Raw genomic sequence first — 14,675 nt, forward strand, 5'->3', positions numbered from 1 at the left:
CCGTGCTAAAATAAGGTTAACCCTGGCAGTGCCTCATCCTCGCAGGCGATTCCCTCAGGAGGCTCATCATAAATAACACCGTCAATTATAACTTCCGGAACCCTGGGTTGCTTGACATACTTTAAAGGATCTGCCGAGGTCTTAAAATTTTTATCCAACGTATAGATACGCATTTGTTCGTACGGGAACTGGAAGGTAGCAATTTGTGTTATCCGTTCTTCCGATAATTCGCCAAACAACCACTCCCAGGCTAATTCTTCCGTGAGTATAGTAGGCATGCGCTCCTTCTTATTATGAATTATCTTCATAAGCGGATTAGCGGCCGTAGTGATAAGCGAATATGTGTCGATCATTTCGCCGGTTTCCCTATCCGTCCAGGTATTATATATGGCCGCTACTAAGATGTAAGGCTTGTCTTTGATATAAACACAGTATGGGTAGCTTTCGGTGGTAGTCAGTGCCTGGCCTTTTGCCCCGATCTTAGGTAAATGTCTCCATTCCTCATAAACTGAAATTAGCAGTAGGCAGCGGTTTGTCAGGGCAGCCTCCCGGTACATCTTGCCTTTGTAGAGAAGCTCCTCCCCCTTCGCATTTTGAGTGTCGTATTTAATAAATTTGCCTTCTGCGTTTTTATACCCCTTACGGAAACGATCTGCTTCGGCCCTATTTTTCACGTGCTTTGGCAAGAAACCCCATTCCATTCCCACAAGGTCAAAATCCGTTTTGGTTGAGTTTGCTTTGAGGATTATTGATTCCTGAAAGGCAAATGCATCCTGAACGGGCCGCAAGAGGTGCTCAAGATGAGCCAAGGACTTTTCGAGGTTCAATAAACGGATATATTCATCCTTTGTAACCCTTATTCCATTGAAATAGCACATATCAGCTAAGGTTTACTTAGATGATCATCAATTAACTTGCCGATTTCCTTCGCTGTTTTGGCATCCTTCGGAGGCAAAAACGTCCAGAAATTCTGTCCATTTGCCCCCACACCTGTGGTTAATACCAAAATTTGCTCCTGCATTATGCATTTATATACCATACTTCCTTGATGTGACAAAGGTTGGATTGTTATTTGCCTTCCATTCCAGTCTACCTTAAATTGTTGGCTAGCCATGAATAAGAATTTCTGATAAGGTACAGAAAAGAAATGAGATACTGATAATCAATATCTTATTAAGAAGAAGGGATTAAAACAATTTAAAGACAAGGGAATACAAATGAATAACGCATAAACGATTATACCAATATAATATATTTACCTGCTAAAGATCGCTTTTGAATATTCCGATTATTTGTATCTTCACAATACTGATTCAAGTAGATTAAAGTTCTAGTGAGTTTAATATGTGCCTAAGCGCAATCCCTAAATGCGCCTATTGAAGAATGATAAAGATTTGAACAGGTCATTGTTAATCAATTTCACCATTGAATTATTTTATTGTTTGCTTTAAAATATGCCCTGCAATATCACCTTACAATTATCCCAATCGCCTGAACACCTGTTTAAAAAAGCGCAGGTTGAAGCAATAAAACTTAACGTCACTTTTTCTGGCAATTGTTCTCAAGGACGATTTTCTCTCAATGCTCTTGGAGGAATCTTTGAAGGTTCTTATACGACTAATGGCCAAACATTAGTTGTTAAGATAGACCGAAAGCCGTTTTTAATTCCTTGTAGCCTAATTGAAAATTTTTTAATAAAGCAGGTGTAATATAGACAAACACCTGAAACTTGCTACTATTATTATCAACTCATAAGCCTTTTCTTAATTCTTCTTCCATGGAGACAAAAACCACCAGAGTATTTATAAGTTATGCTCACGATAACAAGATTCATGAGCAAAGAGCATTGGAGCTCGCAGATCTTCTTTGTAGTAATTACTTAGATTGCAATATTGATCAGTATGTTGAAAACGATAATCCTGAGAAGGGATGGCCACATTGGATGTCCATGAATCTTCAAAAGTCTGATTTTGTATTAGTAATAGCATCAGAGAAATTCTTTGAACGTTATTCAGATTTAGAAAAAGATGGTTCAGGCCTAGGTGCCAAATGGGAATCAATTCTCACTGAGGCTATGATATACAACAACGATGGTAAAAACATGACAGTAATACCAGTCTTCTTTAGTAGAGATGACAAAAAATTTATCCCACCGTTTCTGAATCTTTACACACATTATGACTTAAGTGACAAAGAAAGTTTTGGAACTTTACTAAAGCGAATGAAAGGTGAACTAAAACCCAAAAAGCCAAAATTGGGTCAAATTCCAAATATTAGTGCTGATAGCCCTCTTGCAAAACATTTACCCGTAGCTGCCGAAGAAATTATATCGGAATCACCAACATTGCCAGACATACCAGAATTCACTAGTAACATGAAACCAGGAAGGAAGATTATGCAGGCATTTTACTCCTTAACACTAACAAGGCGATTTGCTATTGCAAAACAATTAGGATTAATTGAAGAAAACGAAAGTATAAATTCACCTGATGCAGATGAACTGTGCGCAAAATTCCTGATTAGAGCCAAGGAAAAAGATTTACTCGCAAGCCTTTGGTCAATTTTATTCACCGATGAATCTACAGATCCAAACCCTTTTAAATAATTGACATTATGAGTTTTACCGCAAAACAACTTTTTCCCGATTGGTATAAAGAGGCTGTTAAAAAAGAAGTTCAGAGGGAAGAATTAGATAATAGACGAAAAGGAATAGACGCTATTACATCAAGAGGCGAACGTGATTTCTGGAATATGCTTTTAAAGGTATATTTAGGATTTAAAGAAATTAACGAAGATTCAGTCGCTGAATTAGTCAATTTTTTTAAAGCGGAAGACGAATATTTTTCCACAAAAAATGACCACCTACTACGAACATTGTTAGGATGTGCAATAGCTGAAAAAATAGAATTAAACGACACATGTGTGTCCGATTACTGTTCAGTTGCCATATTAATACACATTGAATCGAGTGATCAACAATTGGCTGACCTCTCTAAAATAGCATTAAAGTCTTGGGTACAGGAGTGCGAGCGGACACGAAAAGTTGAAATCACTACCCCCCACCTTGACTACAATCCAACATTTGTTAAACATGGCGTGCCTACATGGGCACCAGAAACTGTAGTTGATGCCGCTTCATTGAAAAAGTTTGCCGATAAAATCATTGAATCATTTAATAATGTAATTAAAGAGTTTAATACTGTAAGTGCTAGATTCGACAATTTAAAAAAAGAGCGAGATCAATTGGTTAACGGGATGACTGCTTTGTCTGAAGAGTGTGATATATTATGGTGGTTATTTGGTGGGAATAGTATCGTACTTAACAAACCACTTAAAGAAGTACCTGCTGAAATCTACGGAGTAGTGTTAGCAATAGAATTGAACAGGATGACTAAAAATATACCAGGGATAGGAAAAATTGAAAACTTATTAAGAAAAGCTACCGAGATAAAGCCTGAATTAGAATCAAAAACCTATTCGTTAACTGATATTTGTGCAGGTTTAAGTAAATGTAGAGCAGAGTTCCCTAAGTCGACTCAAAACTCACTTATAGGCGCATTTTTAGAGATATCGCCATTGCTAAACGTCTTAAAAGCCGGCCTCGAAAATAATCAAGATGACGCATTAAACATACTTAAAACGAAGTCGATATTATCTTTAGAAAAAGCATACAGCGCTGCCGACTTTGCGTCCCAATTGTACAAGGAGTTAATTCTTTCAAGATTATATAATGAAATCGGCCAATGACACTAGAAACTAAGCCAAAAAAGTGCATTCAACCAGGCTGTTCTTTCAATTCCACGGGTATATGCATGGATGGAAACATGGAAGAATGTCAATTTCTTAGATTGGTAGAATTGCCTGAAGATGAAAGCGAACCAGAAGTCGCAATTCCCGAGTCAACAACTCACATAATTCCTTCGGGTGATGATTTGCAAGAAAATGAATTATCAACGATTACATATCAATTTAAGTCAAATTTAGTTGTATTAATTGGAGAACCCGAATGTGGAAAATCGACGCTTTATGCCGCACTTCTCGACAGATTTCACAAAGGTCCAATTGGTGACTTCAATTTTGCTGGATGCTTAACCCCAATTGCCTTTGAAAAAAGAGCACATTATGCAAGGCTGAAATCAAAAAGTAAATCTTCAGATAACGAAAGAACAAAATCGTTTGAATTTTCATACTTACATCTCGAAGTCCGTCACAGATCCCTTTTATTCAAAAGCCAACACTTACTCTTCGCAGACATAAACGGCGAAAAGTTTCAAAGGGCAAACGACGCGGATGACGAAATGTCCACCTTAGGAATTTTACGCTATGCAAGTCACATCTTTGTTTTGGCTAATGGCAGCACATTATTGCACAACTCCAATCGCCATGCTCTTAAGGCAAATATTATTTCAACAATAGAACGTGCATTGCAAAATCAATTATTAGTTGGCAAAGAAAGACTAAACTTGGTGATCACAAAATGGGATAAGATTGACGCAGCGAATGAAATTGAAAAAATAAACAGCTTTTTTATACAACCATTAAAGGAAAGATTTCCAACTTTGTTTGGTGAAATACTATTTATTGCGTCCCGTTCACTTAATCCAAATGTAAAATGGGGAGAGGGATTAGATGTATTCCTTGACAAATGCTTATCGCAGGGAAATCCGAAACAAGTTACTACGAAGGTAATTGAGGAACATGAGATCGTCCGGGAATTTCAACGATTTAAATACCACGACTAATGGGAGATTACAAAAGACATTTTCTGCTTTTAGGTCTGCCAGCTACAGGAAAAACATCCTTCTTGGCAGCATTGTATTACTATTTAACCTCTAATTTACCAGACAGGAAATTTATTGAGTACAAAAAGTCGGCAAATACGGCATATCTAAATAAGATTATGAACTTATGGAGTAAATGTGAAGAGATTGATAGAACTGTAACACAAATTGACTCATCAAATAAAGAAGTTCTTTTACATCTTGAAGACGTGGATACAAAAACAAGATTTGAGCTTCAGGTTCCCGACATTGCCGGTGAGCACTTTGTTGCACAATTTACTAACCGACTTTGGGAAAAGGAATATAAACATGAAGTCGAAAAAGCATCTGGCATCGCTTTATTCCTAAATCCCTCGAAAATTCGCAATCACGTCTTACTTGATGATACTCAAATAGATGATGATGATTTCGAAGAAGTCGAAGAACTTGAGCCTTTCAAAATAGAAGAAGTTCCAACGCAAATAATGCTGGTTGATATATTGAACTACCATTATGTTCATCAAAATAAAAGTCCAATTCCACTTTCTTTAGTAATATCTGCATGGGATGAGGTAGAAAGTGAAAATATTGCTCCATTGGATTGGTTGCAATATAATTTACCTTTGTTGTACCAGTATCTAATTTCGAATCCAGAAAAATTTACCCTAAGAGTATTTGGAGTTAGTGCGCAAGGTGGAAAAATTAAAGATGACGATCTGGAAAAAGAAAGACTTGCATCCATGGATGAACCTGGCGAAAGATTTATCGTCAGAGACGGAAATAATATTAATAAAAACATTTGTGCGCCACTTCAATGGCTTATAGCTCAATGACAGATCGGGATAACATATCAATTCATCAAACCTTACACGGTTATAAAGAGGGACATAATCTCCTCGCTTCTTCAAGTGAATTAAACGGAATGGAAAGGCGTACGCTGAGTGTAATGTCGGATTATACTGGTACCGGTGTGGAAAAGGGATTTACGGAGTATATAACTGGATACCCACTAGCAGGAAGCAAATTTTATGCATTTTCAAAAACTTGGTATGCAGATGAAATGCCCAGGCCGGGTTGTGTCTGGACACATACTTTGTTAATTGATTTATCAGTTCTGTGGATGATAAATAATTTGTCTCTTCTTAGCTCATTATTTAGAAGACCAAGTGAGTCAATGTATAATTCATATAACAATAGTATTCAACTTAATTTAGCACAAGTTTCTGAGAATAATCCTGATGATTCTGTGTTTTTTCCTTTTGTATCTTGCCAACTTTACAATGGTGACCGACCATTAATAATCTATAGTGACTCTGCAAAACAACTTGAATCCGCAATATTGCAGACATGGTTATTCCAATGGCCACGACTAAGAAGGCATTTTAGTTTTTGCACAGGATCTATTTCACCAAGAAGGTTGGAATCGAAATTTTTGGATTTACAAGTAATGCCTAACTCCAGAAAATGGACCATTTCAAAGACTGACCGTTTAAGTCTTCAACATGTTGAAATGGAGGATGGCAAGTGTACTTCGGATTGGTATCAAAGATATTTGAATGAGAACAAGGATGAAGTATTAGATTATATGAGAAAGATGGGGGCTGACGTTTCGCCATTGATCCCGAACTTTAAGCACTTGTTTAACTCCTATTTATTTTCCAAGCAATTTCCAACCGCATCTAATATAATTGACTTCCAAAATATTTTATCACAATTTGAATCACCCGAAGAAGGTAAAATTTTGAAAGCAGATTTGCTGCAGAAAATTTGGCCTTCTCCAGTTAATAAATTTGATATAATAAAAACAATCGCTAATTCTTCAGGTTTTTCTGGTTTAAAGGTTAACTATGACGTATTAGTATTAGATGGATATTCCAAAAATGCATTTAATGAAAATGAAATAAAAATCACGCTTGAGATAGTGCGAAGCAAAATCGACAAATCAATATATGCAGATTTACTTGCAAATTTGCCATTTGATCGTTGGTTGCCCCATCTATCATTGTATCAGGATGTAATAGAACAACTTATTTCCAGATTAGGAACCAATGTCTATAAGATAAAGACAATTTGGATGTCCGACAATGAAACAAAGGATTTTTGGTTTAATTACTTTTTGGAAGACCACCGTACTGAATGGAATATTCTAATATTTTCTCTCATTGAAACACATACTACAAGATTTTGCACCCAACTATATGAAAAACTAGGTAACTCTATTTATCATATACTGTTCGATTGGATGATGGAACATGATGAAGCATTGAGTCATGAATGGCTGTACTTTATCAAAGGTAACCTAGCGTCTTCATTTGAGGCTTTTGTTAACTATGAACACTATAACACAACTTTACTTCAATTATTTCCGGCAATATTATCACCGACAGATTCGCAATGGTCAAAGATCTCATTTCAATTGATCGAGCGATGCCTTAACTCGATCTCAACAAAGCAATATTTATTAGAAAAGACTGCTCTTCAAACCTTTTTCCTTACAGGAGCATTTATGGGCACCTTGAATGACAAACTTAGGGCAACAGTATTTTTATTTCAACCTCTACACGATACTTTAGAACAAAACATTTTTGACCCAGTAACTTGGCAAAGATTTCAAGCACAAATGGCAAAGGAACTTTATGAATTAGTTGAGGTTGACTTTTTTTCAATTTGGTTTCCGGATAGATTTAAAATACCTGATTGGGATAGATGTGAGTTTTTGAGACGTTCGCTTATTTGTGCATTTTTAAAGTTTGACTGGAATTTAATTGAATATGTAACAATTGTAACTGATAAACGTACATTTGAATATATAGTTAGGTTCTGCTCAGAGGTAAAGCCTCTAAAAAAGCAAATGAAAATTCTTGAGAACCATCTTCTCAAAAAAGGCTCAAATAAAAATTTTCATCTACGTGTTTTAGATAAATTCTTATAATTTCTCGTAACAATACCGTGTCTACAATATTCAGAAATGCGTTTTACATAAACAAAACAGTTGTTCAGTGATTCATGAGTATTTTTTTTCTTAATGTCAAATATTTGTTAATCTAAAAATACCTAATTAAATACTTTATCATGTTTACAAGCGCACTAGGTGCGTTCTTAAGAAGAAAAAAAGCGGCCGAGAGAACTAGAAAACGGTAAAACCATGAAAGCATAAGATCTATTAAAATCAGCAATTTTGCTCCAGTATGCTCAAGAACGCTTATGCCGATGCACGGACAGCCCCCACTGCGTCAAGCTGATCTCGAGTTGCTATTGTCACATACGTTTCTTTTATGTTCTAAGACTTTTTAGCCGGCTCGCCATGAAAAGCGGTAGCTACAATACGTTGTATCCCTATCGTAGAAATTACCAGGTAACCATCCTAATTTAGTTCACCAAAAGTCCATCGATTATCATCCTTCCGTAAGCGTTTACCATCACGAGCATGTCTATATACAGCTCCATTATCGCGGACAGTAAATAGTTCCTCTTTATATACACATTGTTTTTCCATCAGGAAATCATCAAATTGTACAGGCATAGAGACAAATTTATATTGGGTCAATTTATAAACACTTGGAAAGACAAGTTCGCTGCAGTCCAAAATAAATAATGTGAAGATTTACCTCAACTATTTTGTACCGATTAATACTGAATATTTTCGTAATCAATAACGTTAGATTTTCATGTATCTACTTGTGACCACCAACACCTTTTTCGCAATAAATTCCAGTACAGAAATATCGTAAATCAAATGCTTCAACTCAGGTGAGGAGGGAACTAGTAAATCAAAGCCTTTTTCAGAAGATTTGGTATGAACGACTCTACATCTTATGTCATAGATTCGTTCACAAATATCATTAACCAAGTCATAAGACTTATGCTCTAAATTAATTGTTTTAGCTGAGAGTTTTTTAGCACTTCCATTTTTATAGAACACGGTTATTCCTTCATCGGACTCAATAAAATGACGTAGATCGTCAACCAAGATGCATTCTTGAATTGTCGACTTAAGTTGATCTAATTCGGACCCAAAGCCAAATTGATTCTTGTTAGTTTTCAGTGTTAACATAATTTTTGCGATATCTGAATCACGATTAGCATTAAACGTTGGCTCCTTGATAATATTCCGGATTGTATTTAACGATTTCTTTTCTGAAAACGCCGGAAAATAAAACTCCAGAATTTGATACAAAGCAAGGAATTGTAGCAAAGGCATGTCAATTGCGGATTTTGCATACCAGTAAAGAGACATTGGACCTGCATCGTATTCATAATCAGGGAATTGTTTATCAAATTCGATATTATCAATATTGCCCCTTATAAAGGCACGTCTACCGTCTCTTTCTTCAGCTAATTTGAAGCCTAAATTCAAAGAAAGGTCAAGTTTAAATAGAACTGAATTTCCAATCTTTTCTATGATCTCTACGACTTTATCGTGTTTGCTTACATCAATATTTTCAATTCGCATTGTCAATCGACGCCTCACTATTTCGAAAGGCTTTTTACCAGAAAGCAGGATAGAAAACTCATCACTTGCTGTACCGATTGAAACAGATATGTCATCCTGAGATTTATCAAGTTCAAATCTAAACTGTCCTAACTCTTCATCAAAATCAACCTCAAAAAGTCGAGCAAGTCTTTTTGAAGTAAAACTTAATGGCCCACCGTATCGAGCTGCAGGCTGAATTTCTACCTCAATCGTTCGAAATTTTGGGGAGTAAATTGCCTGGAAAACTTTGGTATACTTAAAATGCTCAACTTTGCTATCTAACAAGACCGATTGGTCGACGCTGTTGCGAAAACCAATTTCAAGGAATTCCCTTCCACACGGAATTTTTACTAAATGATAGACACGAATGGTATCATCAAATTGCGATTGTCTTTGTTTTTCAACTACCTCAATCCCAGCAGAGGTGAATTTCTCCAATAGTTTACCCTCAATTTTTATCATAGCGCCGAATTTAAGTATTTTGAAATAATAACCTAGGACAAAATAATATGAAAGCTTTTTTATAAGTAGAAACACTTAGATTAAATAAAGATCATTTTGAGGTTTTATCGAGATTGACAAAATCAATGATAAAATTTACCGAAACATCTATTTAAATTTCAGGGTTCTTCAGGATAAGATAAACATCTTCCGTATAAAAAGAGAGTATATTATGGCTTAATCAACTTTTCCTCGATAATCTTTTGACGTGACAAGGGATATTATACTTATATGGTGATACAATTTTTAGCAACTGTAACTTTAAGGCACTATTCAATCGTTTGAACGAGCAAACGACATCATTTACATGTACATACTCACCCCTATAGACGTACTGCCTTTAGAGTGACAAATCCTCCCGGTTTTCTCGCTTCTAAATGATCGACACATTATACTATTTAATATATTTACAAATTTTTGTCTGTATACCTATTCCTCGTAAATTCAATTTTTATAAACTGCCTTATGATGCAGTCGCCGAGCCCCAAATTATAATTCGGGTCGCTGCCTTATTTTGGTATTATTATACACTGTATAAACCCAATAATCTGGTGACTTCCACTTCGACAAACGCAGGAGTTCATGCAATAACTGGCTTCGAGTTTCAGTCCCATTGTGCTATTTGTATTATCTTGGACGATTATGACAAATTTAAACAGGCAGACTACTTTCTGTCAATGGAACACTGGGAAGACTATCTTTTTTGCTTCATGAACTCTAACGGACATGTCATTGAAATAAAGACTTATCAGGCAAAAAAATCATCAACAAAGTGGTCTCTCAATGAAGTTATGTATGAAATTGTTGAGAAGATAGTTGATGCGGGACTTAGCGTACGAGTTGATCCAATCACAAAATCCGCTGGCTTCATCATGAACCTCCATTTCATTTCAAACAACGAAATGTCATTTACTGCTACAGCAGGTGATGGAAAAACCAAGATTACAAAAATAGTGAATGAGACTAATACCAACGTCTCATTTAGTCAGCTACATACAGAAATACAAAACTTATTCAAAATACACGAACGATTTAATAATAAACAGGAGAAGTTAGATGAGTTAGCTAATGTTTCGTTTTGCTATATTGACCTAAGTAGAACGGTAAAGGCGCAACAACAAACGATAAAGGGAAAACTTTCAGAACTTTTCAATAACAAAATCTATGACACACAGGCTGCATTAGATACCTTGCTTCTTTTGTTTAGTAAAATTAAAGCTGTTTTTAATCAAGGAAGTATACCAAGACTATTGGATCCAGCCAAGCGCATTAGTGGTCAGGAGATCGCAGATGTTTTAAAAGTCGTAACTTCTCAAAAAAGGGCGTATAGCCTATGGAGAGATCAGAAGTATGAGATAGCAAAAAAGCTAGCGATTTGCTTGGCTGACCAGGAAGAGTTCGAGCAACAATTCATTTACAGCATCGATCTATTTAAAGACAAGTCTCAAACTCAACACGCCCAAATACTGACTTTTGTTGAGAACAATAAACATATATTATCTACGTCTACTAGTGAAGCAGAATGTTTAGAAGCTCTAAATGCCAAGTTTAAGGCTGAATGTACGTGTAGATTGACTCCAGTTCAATTAAAAGCAACACTATTCGCTGCCCTTATCCAAATACTTTGAAAGATGAATTTGACCTTTAACAGACTTTTCGTTTTCACAAAAGATGGCAGAAAAACATTTGATTCATCTTTTGTACAAGGTGTAAATATAATCCATGGACCAAATACCTCAGGAAAAAGCACCATTTTCCAACTTATACTTTATGCATTCGGAATAAATGAGTACAAGGAACAACTAAAAGATATTCTTGAAGAAGACATAATTGTAAGGATTGATTGCATGATCAAAGTAGTGGGTGGTGAAATTAATTTAATACTTATTCGAGATGACGAATATTTAACAATAAAGGTTAATGAGGAACCAGCCTCTAAATTTTTAGGAGTTGGCGGGAATAGCTCTCGTGAACACATTAGGCTTAAAGAATATCTAGGTAATTTATTCGGCTTCACGATGCACTTGGAAGGTAAAGATGAGTACAAACAAGCACCAATTGAGGCAATGTTTCTACCATATTATGTATCCCAATCTTTGGGCTGGGTGTACTTGAGAAAATCATTTTCCGCCTTAGATTGGTTTAAGAACTTTAAAAACGATTTTTTTGATTACTATCTAGGTATTGAGAAATCTGAAGATCGTCTTGCTAAGCAACGGCTGCAAAGCGAATTGTATGAACTAAGACAAAAACATAATTTTTACGCCAATTTTGAGTCTACAAACCAAGACTTGACTATTGCACAAATAGCAGACGAGAGATTTATTCAATTCTCTATTCAATTTGTGAAAGATCATTCTGCAGAAAAAAGTGAATTAAAAAAAACAGAAAGGCTGTTTGTTCTCAAATGTAATGAATTAGCTAAGGCAGAGCAACGCAGGCTTTTGTTACTGGAAGTAAATAGAAATCACAGCTTACAAATGCCTGGAATTAACAAATGTCCAACATGTGAACAACCACTTTCAGCAGAGCCTGAATCCATTTATCACTATTTTGTTGAGCATAATGATTCCGACAATGAACTAAAAATATTAAATAATAATATAAAAGAATTGGCGGGTGAGATCAATGGATTAGAATCGAAAATTAAGAAGCTTAGAACGACCATAAAATTGTCGTACGATGTATTGGCATCATATGACGATCAGAATGTCAATTATGATAACTGGTTGAATAATAAAAGTAATGTAAAGTTGTCAGAAAATGTAACATCAAGTTTAGGTAGTATCTCGAAAGAAATTAGTGAGAAGGAAGGCAAATTGGAAGACTTCAAAACGCCGGAGCAAGTTGAATACGATCGCAAAGCTAAGTCAATTTCATTTCAAAAAATGTTTACCAGCTATTTACCTCAATTAGATGTTAAAGCATTGACCGACGATCGTTATACTGACTTGTATAAAATCTCTGCATTTCCATATCAAGGAGTTGAATTGCATAACACGGTTTTAGCATACCATTTTGCTTTCAACAACACAATCCGTAATACAAAAGATATTCATCGATTTCCGTTTCTCCTTGATGGGATTTTTAAGGAGGACATGACACCAGCGACCAGAAAATTGATTCTTGATTTTATCGAAAGGCAAAGGCCACTAGATTCACAAATTATTCTTTCCATAGCTAATGATAATGCTAGCGACATGATTGGACAATACGCTGAGGCGTTTACAGGCAGAAAACATCTAATACTAATTGGTGATGGAATGAAAAAACGTTCAATGTTAGTAGATTCTTCGCCTTTACAAAAAGCGTTTATGACTGAAACACAACAAATTCTTTATGGAACACTTAAAAGTGATGAAGATTTTTAAGATGACATGCCATTCTGATTAAAGTTAAGGGATAAAATTTCGCTCAAACATTGCATGAACCACCAATTATGAAATAAGCTTCAAATACACATCAACTTTAGAAATGATACTACCACCTGCTGCGGAAGAACTATTGCCGGAATATGATGATTTTTTTAGTTCATATAGCGTGGACCTATTTTTTCATCCACTTAAAAGGGCCAAACTAAGTGCCCCAACCAAGAGAAGTTGCCGATTTTGCAACAAATCCTATCCTGAGGTAACTTTTAAAAAAATTGCTCATATGCTTCCCGAGCTTATGGGGAACAAAAATTTCATCTCTGAATTTGAATGTGATTCCTGTAACTCTTATTTCAGCAAATATGAAACTGATCTGGCTAGCTTTTTAGGTATAACTAGGACTCTGAATTTGATGAAGGGAAAGAATAGTATTCCCAAGTTTAAGAATCCAGATAAAAAGCTTGAGATATCATTTTCCGAAGATCGTAAAAATCTTCAGGTAATTTCCGATGGGCTTGAAAACAAGCATTGGGTAATAGATGAAAAGAAAAAAACAATAACTTTTTTAGCAACAAAATCATCATATATTCCATTGAATATTTTTAAGATATTATTAAAAATTGGCTTTAGTTTTCTTAGAGAACAGGAAGATATAGCGAATCTTCAATCTTTGAATAATTTTTTACTAAACGAAGAACTGAACCACAATTTTAGTAACAATCCGCAATTAAGAGTATTTATTCATTTCCTAGCAGGCAAAGGGGTTAAAGAACCATTAGTAATTCAATTTAAAAAAAGAAATGATGCAATGATTCAAAATTGTCCTACACTAGGTTTTATAATATATTTTTCAAATTATGTTTTTCAATTTTTTATGCCCGGACATATTGATGACCACAAAGTGTTTTCAATGTTTGGAAACTTTCAAATGCCACCCTGCCCGATATTGCTAGGAAAAAAGTACACTGATCGCTTTGGTATACCAGTAAGACAAATAGTTGATTTCAGTAGCGCTGAAAAGAAAATTGGGGAATCGCAAAAGATAGTATGCACGTATGAATCAATACACTATCACGAACAGGCCAATTTTGCAATTTATAAAAAGAGGGCTAGCATGTTAAATAGGCTACGACATAAAATTTACAATCGAAGTTTTAATAAATCCTTCTAACAATTGGTGTCGTATCGCAGGATTTTTATTGCTGAATATATACAAATCCTTTCTTAAAGATTGAATTATCGAAAGCATTGACATTGACACTCAGACGAGCTCTAGTGAATTCTAAACATAAAGATTGAACTTACAAGGGCATTTGAGTTTAATATTTAAATTTCCTCATAACTCTAACCAGCCAATGCGTTGCGTCAAATATGCCAATTTACTCACAATAAATGCCATTAAATAAAAGTGTTTAAAACTCAAAGAACTTGCTTTAGCAAGCAAGCGAAACAATTCTCCGATCAAGACGGTGTCATATTAAAAACATGCCTAAATCTATGTCCAATCAGACTAAAACATTATATTTGCATTGACAGGTTATAACTGTTTAAAACCGAATAAAAACATTT

At 35.3% G+C, this 14,675-nt stretch carries 10 protein-coding genes; 8 read left to right on the forward strand and 2 right to left on the reverse strand.

The window, feature by feature from the left end; translation table 11 throughout:
- Positions 1-5 precede the first annotated feature (5 nt).
- Positions 6-878 (reverse strand): SOS response-associated peptidase, encoded by an 873-nt coding sequence (locus K1Y79_RS04115; protein ID WP_220248731.1) that lies wholly within the window; start codon positions 876-878, stop codon positions 6-8.
- Between the two features lie 899 nt (positions 879-1,777).
- On the opposite strand from K1Y79_RS04115, the gene K1Y79_RS04120 reads away from it, so the two are divergent.
- Genes K1Y79_RS04120 through K1Y79_RS04140 form a run of 5 tightly spaced genes read left to right on the forward strand, consistent with a single transcriptional unit; the run spans position 1,778 to position 7,692 of the window.
- Positions 1,778-2,605: an SEFIR domain-containing protein gene (locus K1Y79_RS04120; RefSeq protein WP_220248732.1), complete on the forward strand. Its 828-nt coding sequence runs from the start codon at positions 1,778-1,780 to the stop codon at positions 2,603-2,605.
- 8 nt (positions 2,606-2,613) lie between these two features.
- Positions 2,614-3,747, forward strand: coding sequence for a GTPase-associated system all-helical protein GASH (locus K1Y79_RS04125; protein ID WP_220248733.1), 1,134 nt, complete (start codon positions 2,614-2,616; stop codon positions 3,745-3,747).
- Complete coding sequence (locus K1Y79_RS04130) at positions 3,744-4,742, forward strand: TRAFAC clade GTPase domain-containing protein (RefSeq protein WP_220248734.1); 999 nt, start codon at positions 3,744-3,746, stop codon at positions 4,740-4,742. Before K1Y79_RS04125 ends, K1Y79_RS04130 begins: the two co-directional genes overlap by 4 nt.
- On the forward strand, positions 4,742-5,593 hold the full coding sequence (locus tag K1Y79_RS04135) for a TRAFAC clade GTPase domain-containing protein (protein ID WP_220248735.1): 852 nt from the start codon (positions 4,742-4,744) through the stop codon (positions 5,591-5,593). Before K1Y79_RS04130 ends, K1Y79_RS04135 begins: the two co-directional genes overlap by 1 nt.
- Positions 5,590-7,692 carry a GAP1-N1 domain-containing protein gene (locus K1Y79_RS04140; protein WP_220248736.1) on the forward strand — a complete coding sequence of 701 codons (2,103 nt, stop codon included), beginning with the start codon at positions 5,590-5,592 and terminating at the stop codon, positions 7,690-7,692. Before K1Y79_RS04135 ends, K1Y79_RS04140 begins: the two co-directional genes overlap by 4 nt.
- Before the next feature lie 726 nt (positions 7,693-8,418).
- Here the strand turns inward: K1Y79_RS04140 and K1Y79_RS04145 are convergent.
- The gene (locus tag K1Y79_RS04145; protein WP_220248737.1) at positions 8,419-9,696 is read right to left on the reverse strand and encodes a hypothetical protein; all 1,278 of its coding nucleotides are present in this window, start codon (positions 9,694-9,696) and stop codon (positions 8,419-8,421) included.
- A 416-nt stretch (positions 9,697-10,112) separates the two neighbouring features.
- Here K1Y79_RS04145 and K1Y79_RS04150 point away from each other — a divergent pair, with 416 nt between their 5' ends.
- From K1Y79_RS04150 to K1Y79_RS04160, 3 genes are all read left to right on the forward strand, one after another.
- The gene (locus K1Y79_RS04150) at positions 10,113-11,363 is read left to right on the forward strand and encodes a dsDNA nuclease domain-containing protein (protein ID WP_220248738.1); all 1,251 of its coding nucleotides are present in this window, start codon (positions 10,113-10,115) and stop codon (positions 11,361-11,363) included.
- Between the two features lie 3 nt (positions 11,364-11,366).
- On the forward strand, positions 11,367-13,106 hold the full coding sequence (locus tag K1Y79_RS04155; protein ID WP_220248739.1) for a hypothetical protein: 1,740 nt from the start codon (positions 11,367-11,369) through the stop codon (positions 13,104-13,106).
- A gap of 103 nt (positions 13,107-13,209) precedes the next feature.
- Positions 13,210-14,277 (forward strand): HNH endonuclease, encoded by a 1,068-nt coding sequence (locus K1Y79_RS04160; protein WP_220248740.1) that lies wholly within the window; start codon positions 13,210-13,212, stop codon positions 14,275-14,277.
- The last annotated feature ends 398 nt before the right edge of the window (positions 14,278-14,675 follow it).

This window comes from Chitinophaga rhizophila (assembly GCF_019492185.1).
Lineage (GTDB): Bacteria > Bacteroidota > Bacteroidia > Chitinophagales > Chitinophagaceae > Chitinophaga > Chitinophaga rhizophila.

Bases quoted from the DNA above. Each gene is read 5' to 3' on its own strand.
- K1Y79_RS04145 (WP_220248737.1), bottom strand. From the start codon at position 9,696: ATGATAAAAATTGAGGGTAAACTATTGGAGAAATTCACCTCTGCTGGG.
- K1Y79_RS04130 (WP_220248734.1), top strand. From the start codon at position 3,744: ATGACACTAGAAACTAAGCCAAAAAAGTGCATTCAACCAGGCTGTTCT.
- K1Y79_RS04135 (WP_220248735.1), top strand. From the start codon at position 4,742: ATGGGAGATTACAAAAGACATTTTCTGCTTTTAGGTCTGCCAGCTACA.
- K1Y79_RS04120 (WP_220248732.1), top strand. From the start codon at position 1,778: ATGGAGACAAAAACCACCAGAGTATTTATAAGTTATGCTCACGATAAC.
- K1Y79_RS04155 (WP_220248739.1), top strand. From the start codon at position 11,367: ATGAATTTGACCTTTAACAGACTTTTCGTTTTCACAAAAGATGGCAGA.
- K1Y79_RS04140 (WP_220248736.1), top strand. From the start codon at position 5,590: ATGACAGATCGGGATAACATATCAATTCATCAAACCTTACACGGTTAT.
- K1Y79_RS04160 (WP_220248740.1), top strand. From the start codon at position 13,210: ATGATACTACCACCTGCTGCGGAAGAACTATTGCCGGAATATGATGAT.
- K1Y79_RS04125 (WP_220248733.1), top strand. From the start codon at position 2,614: ATGAGTTTTACCGCAAAACAACTTTTTCCCGATTGGTATAAAGAGGCT.
- K1Y79_RS04115 (WP_220248731.1), bottom strand. From the start codon at position 878: ATGTGCTATTTCAATGGAATAAGGGTTACAAAGGATGAATATATCCGT.
- K1Y79_RS04150 (WP_220248738.1), top strand. From the start codon at position 10,113: ATGATCGACACATTATACTATTTAATATATTTACAAATTTTTGTCTGT.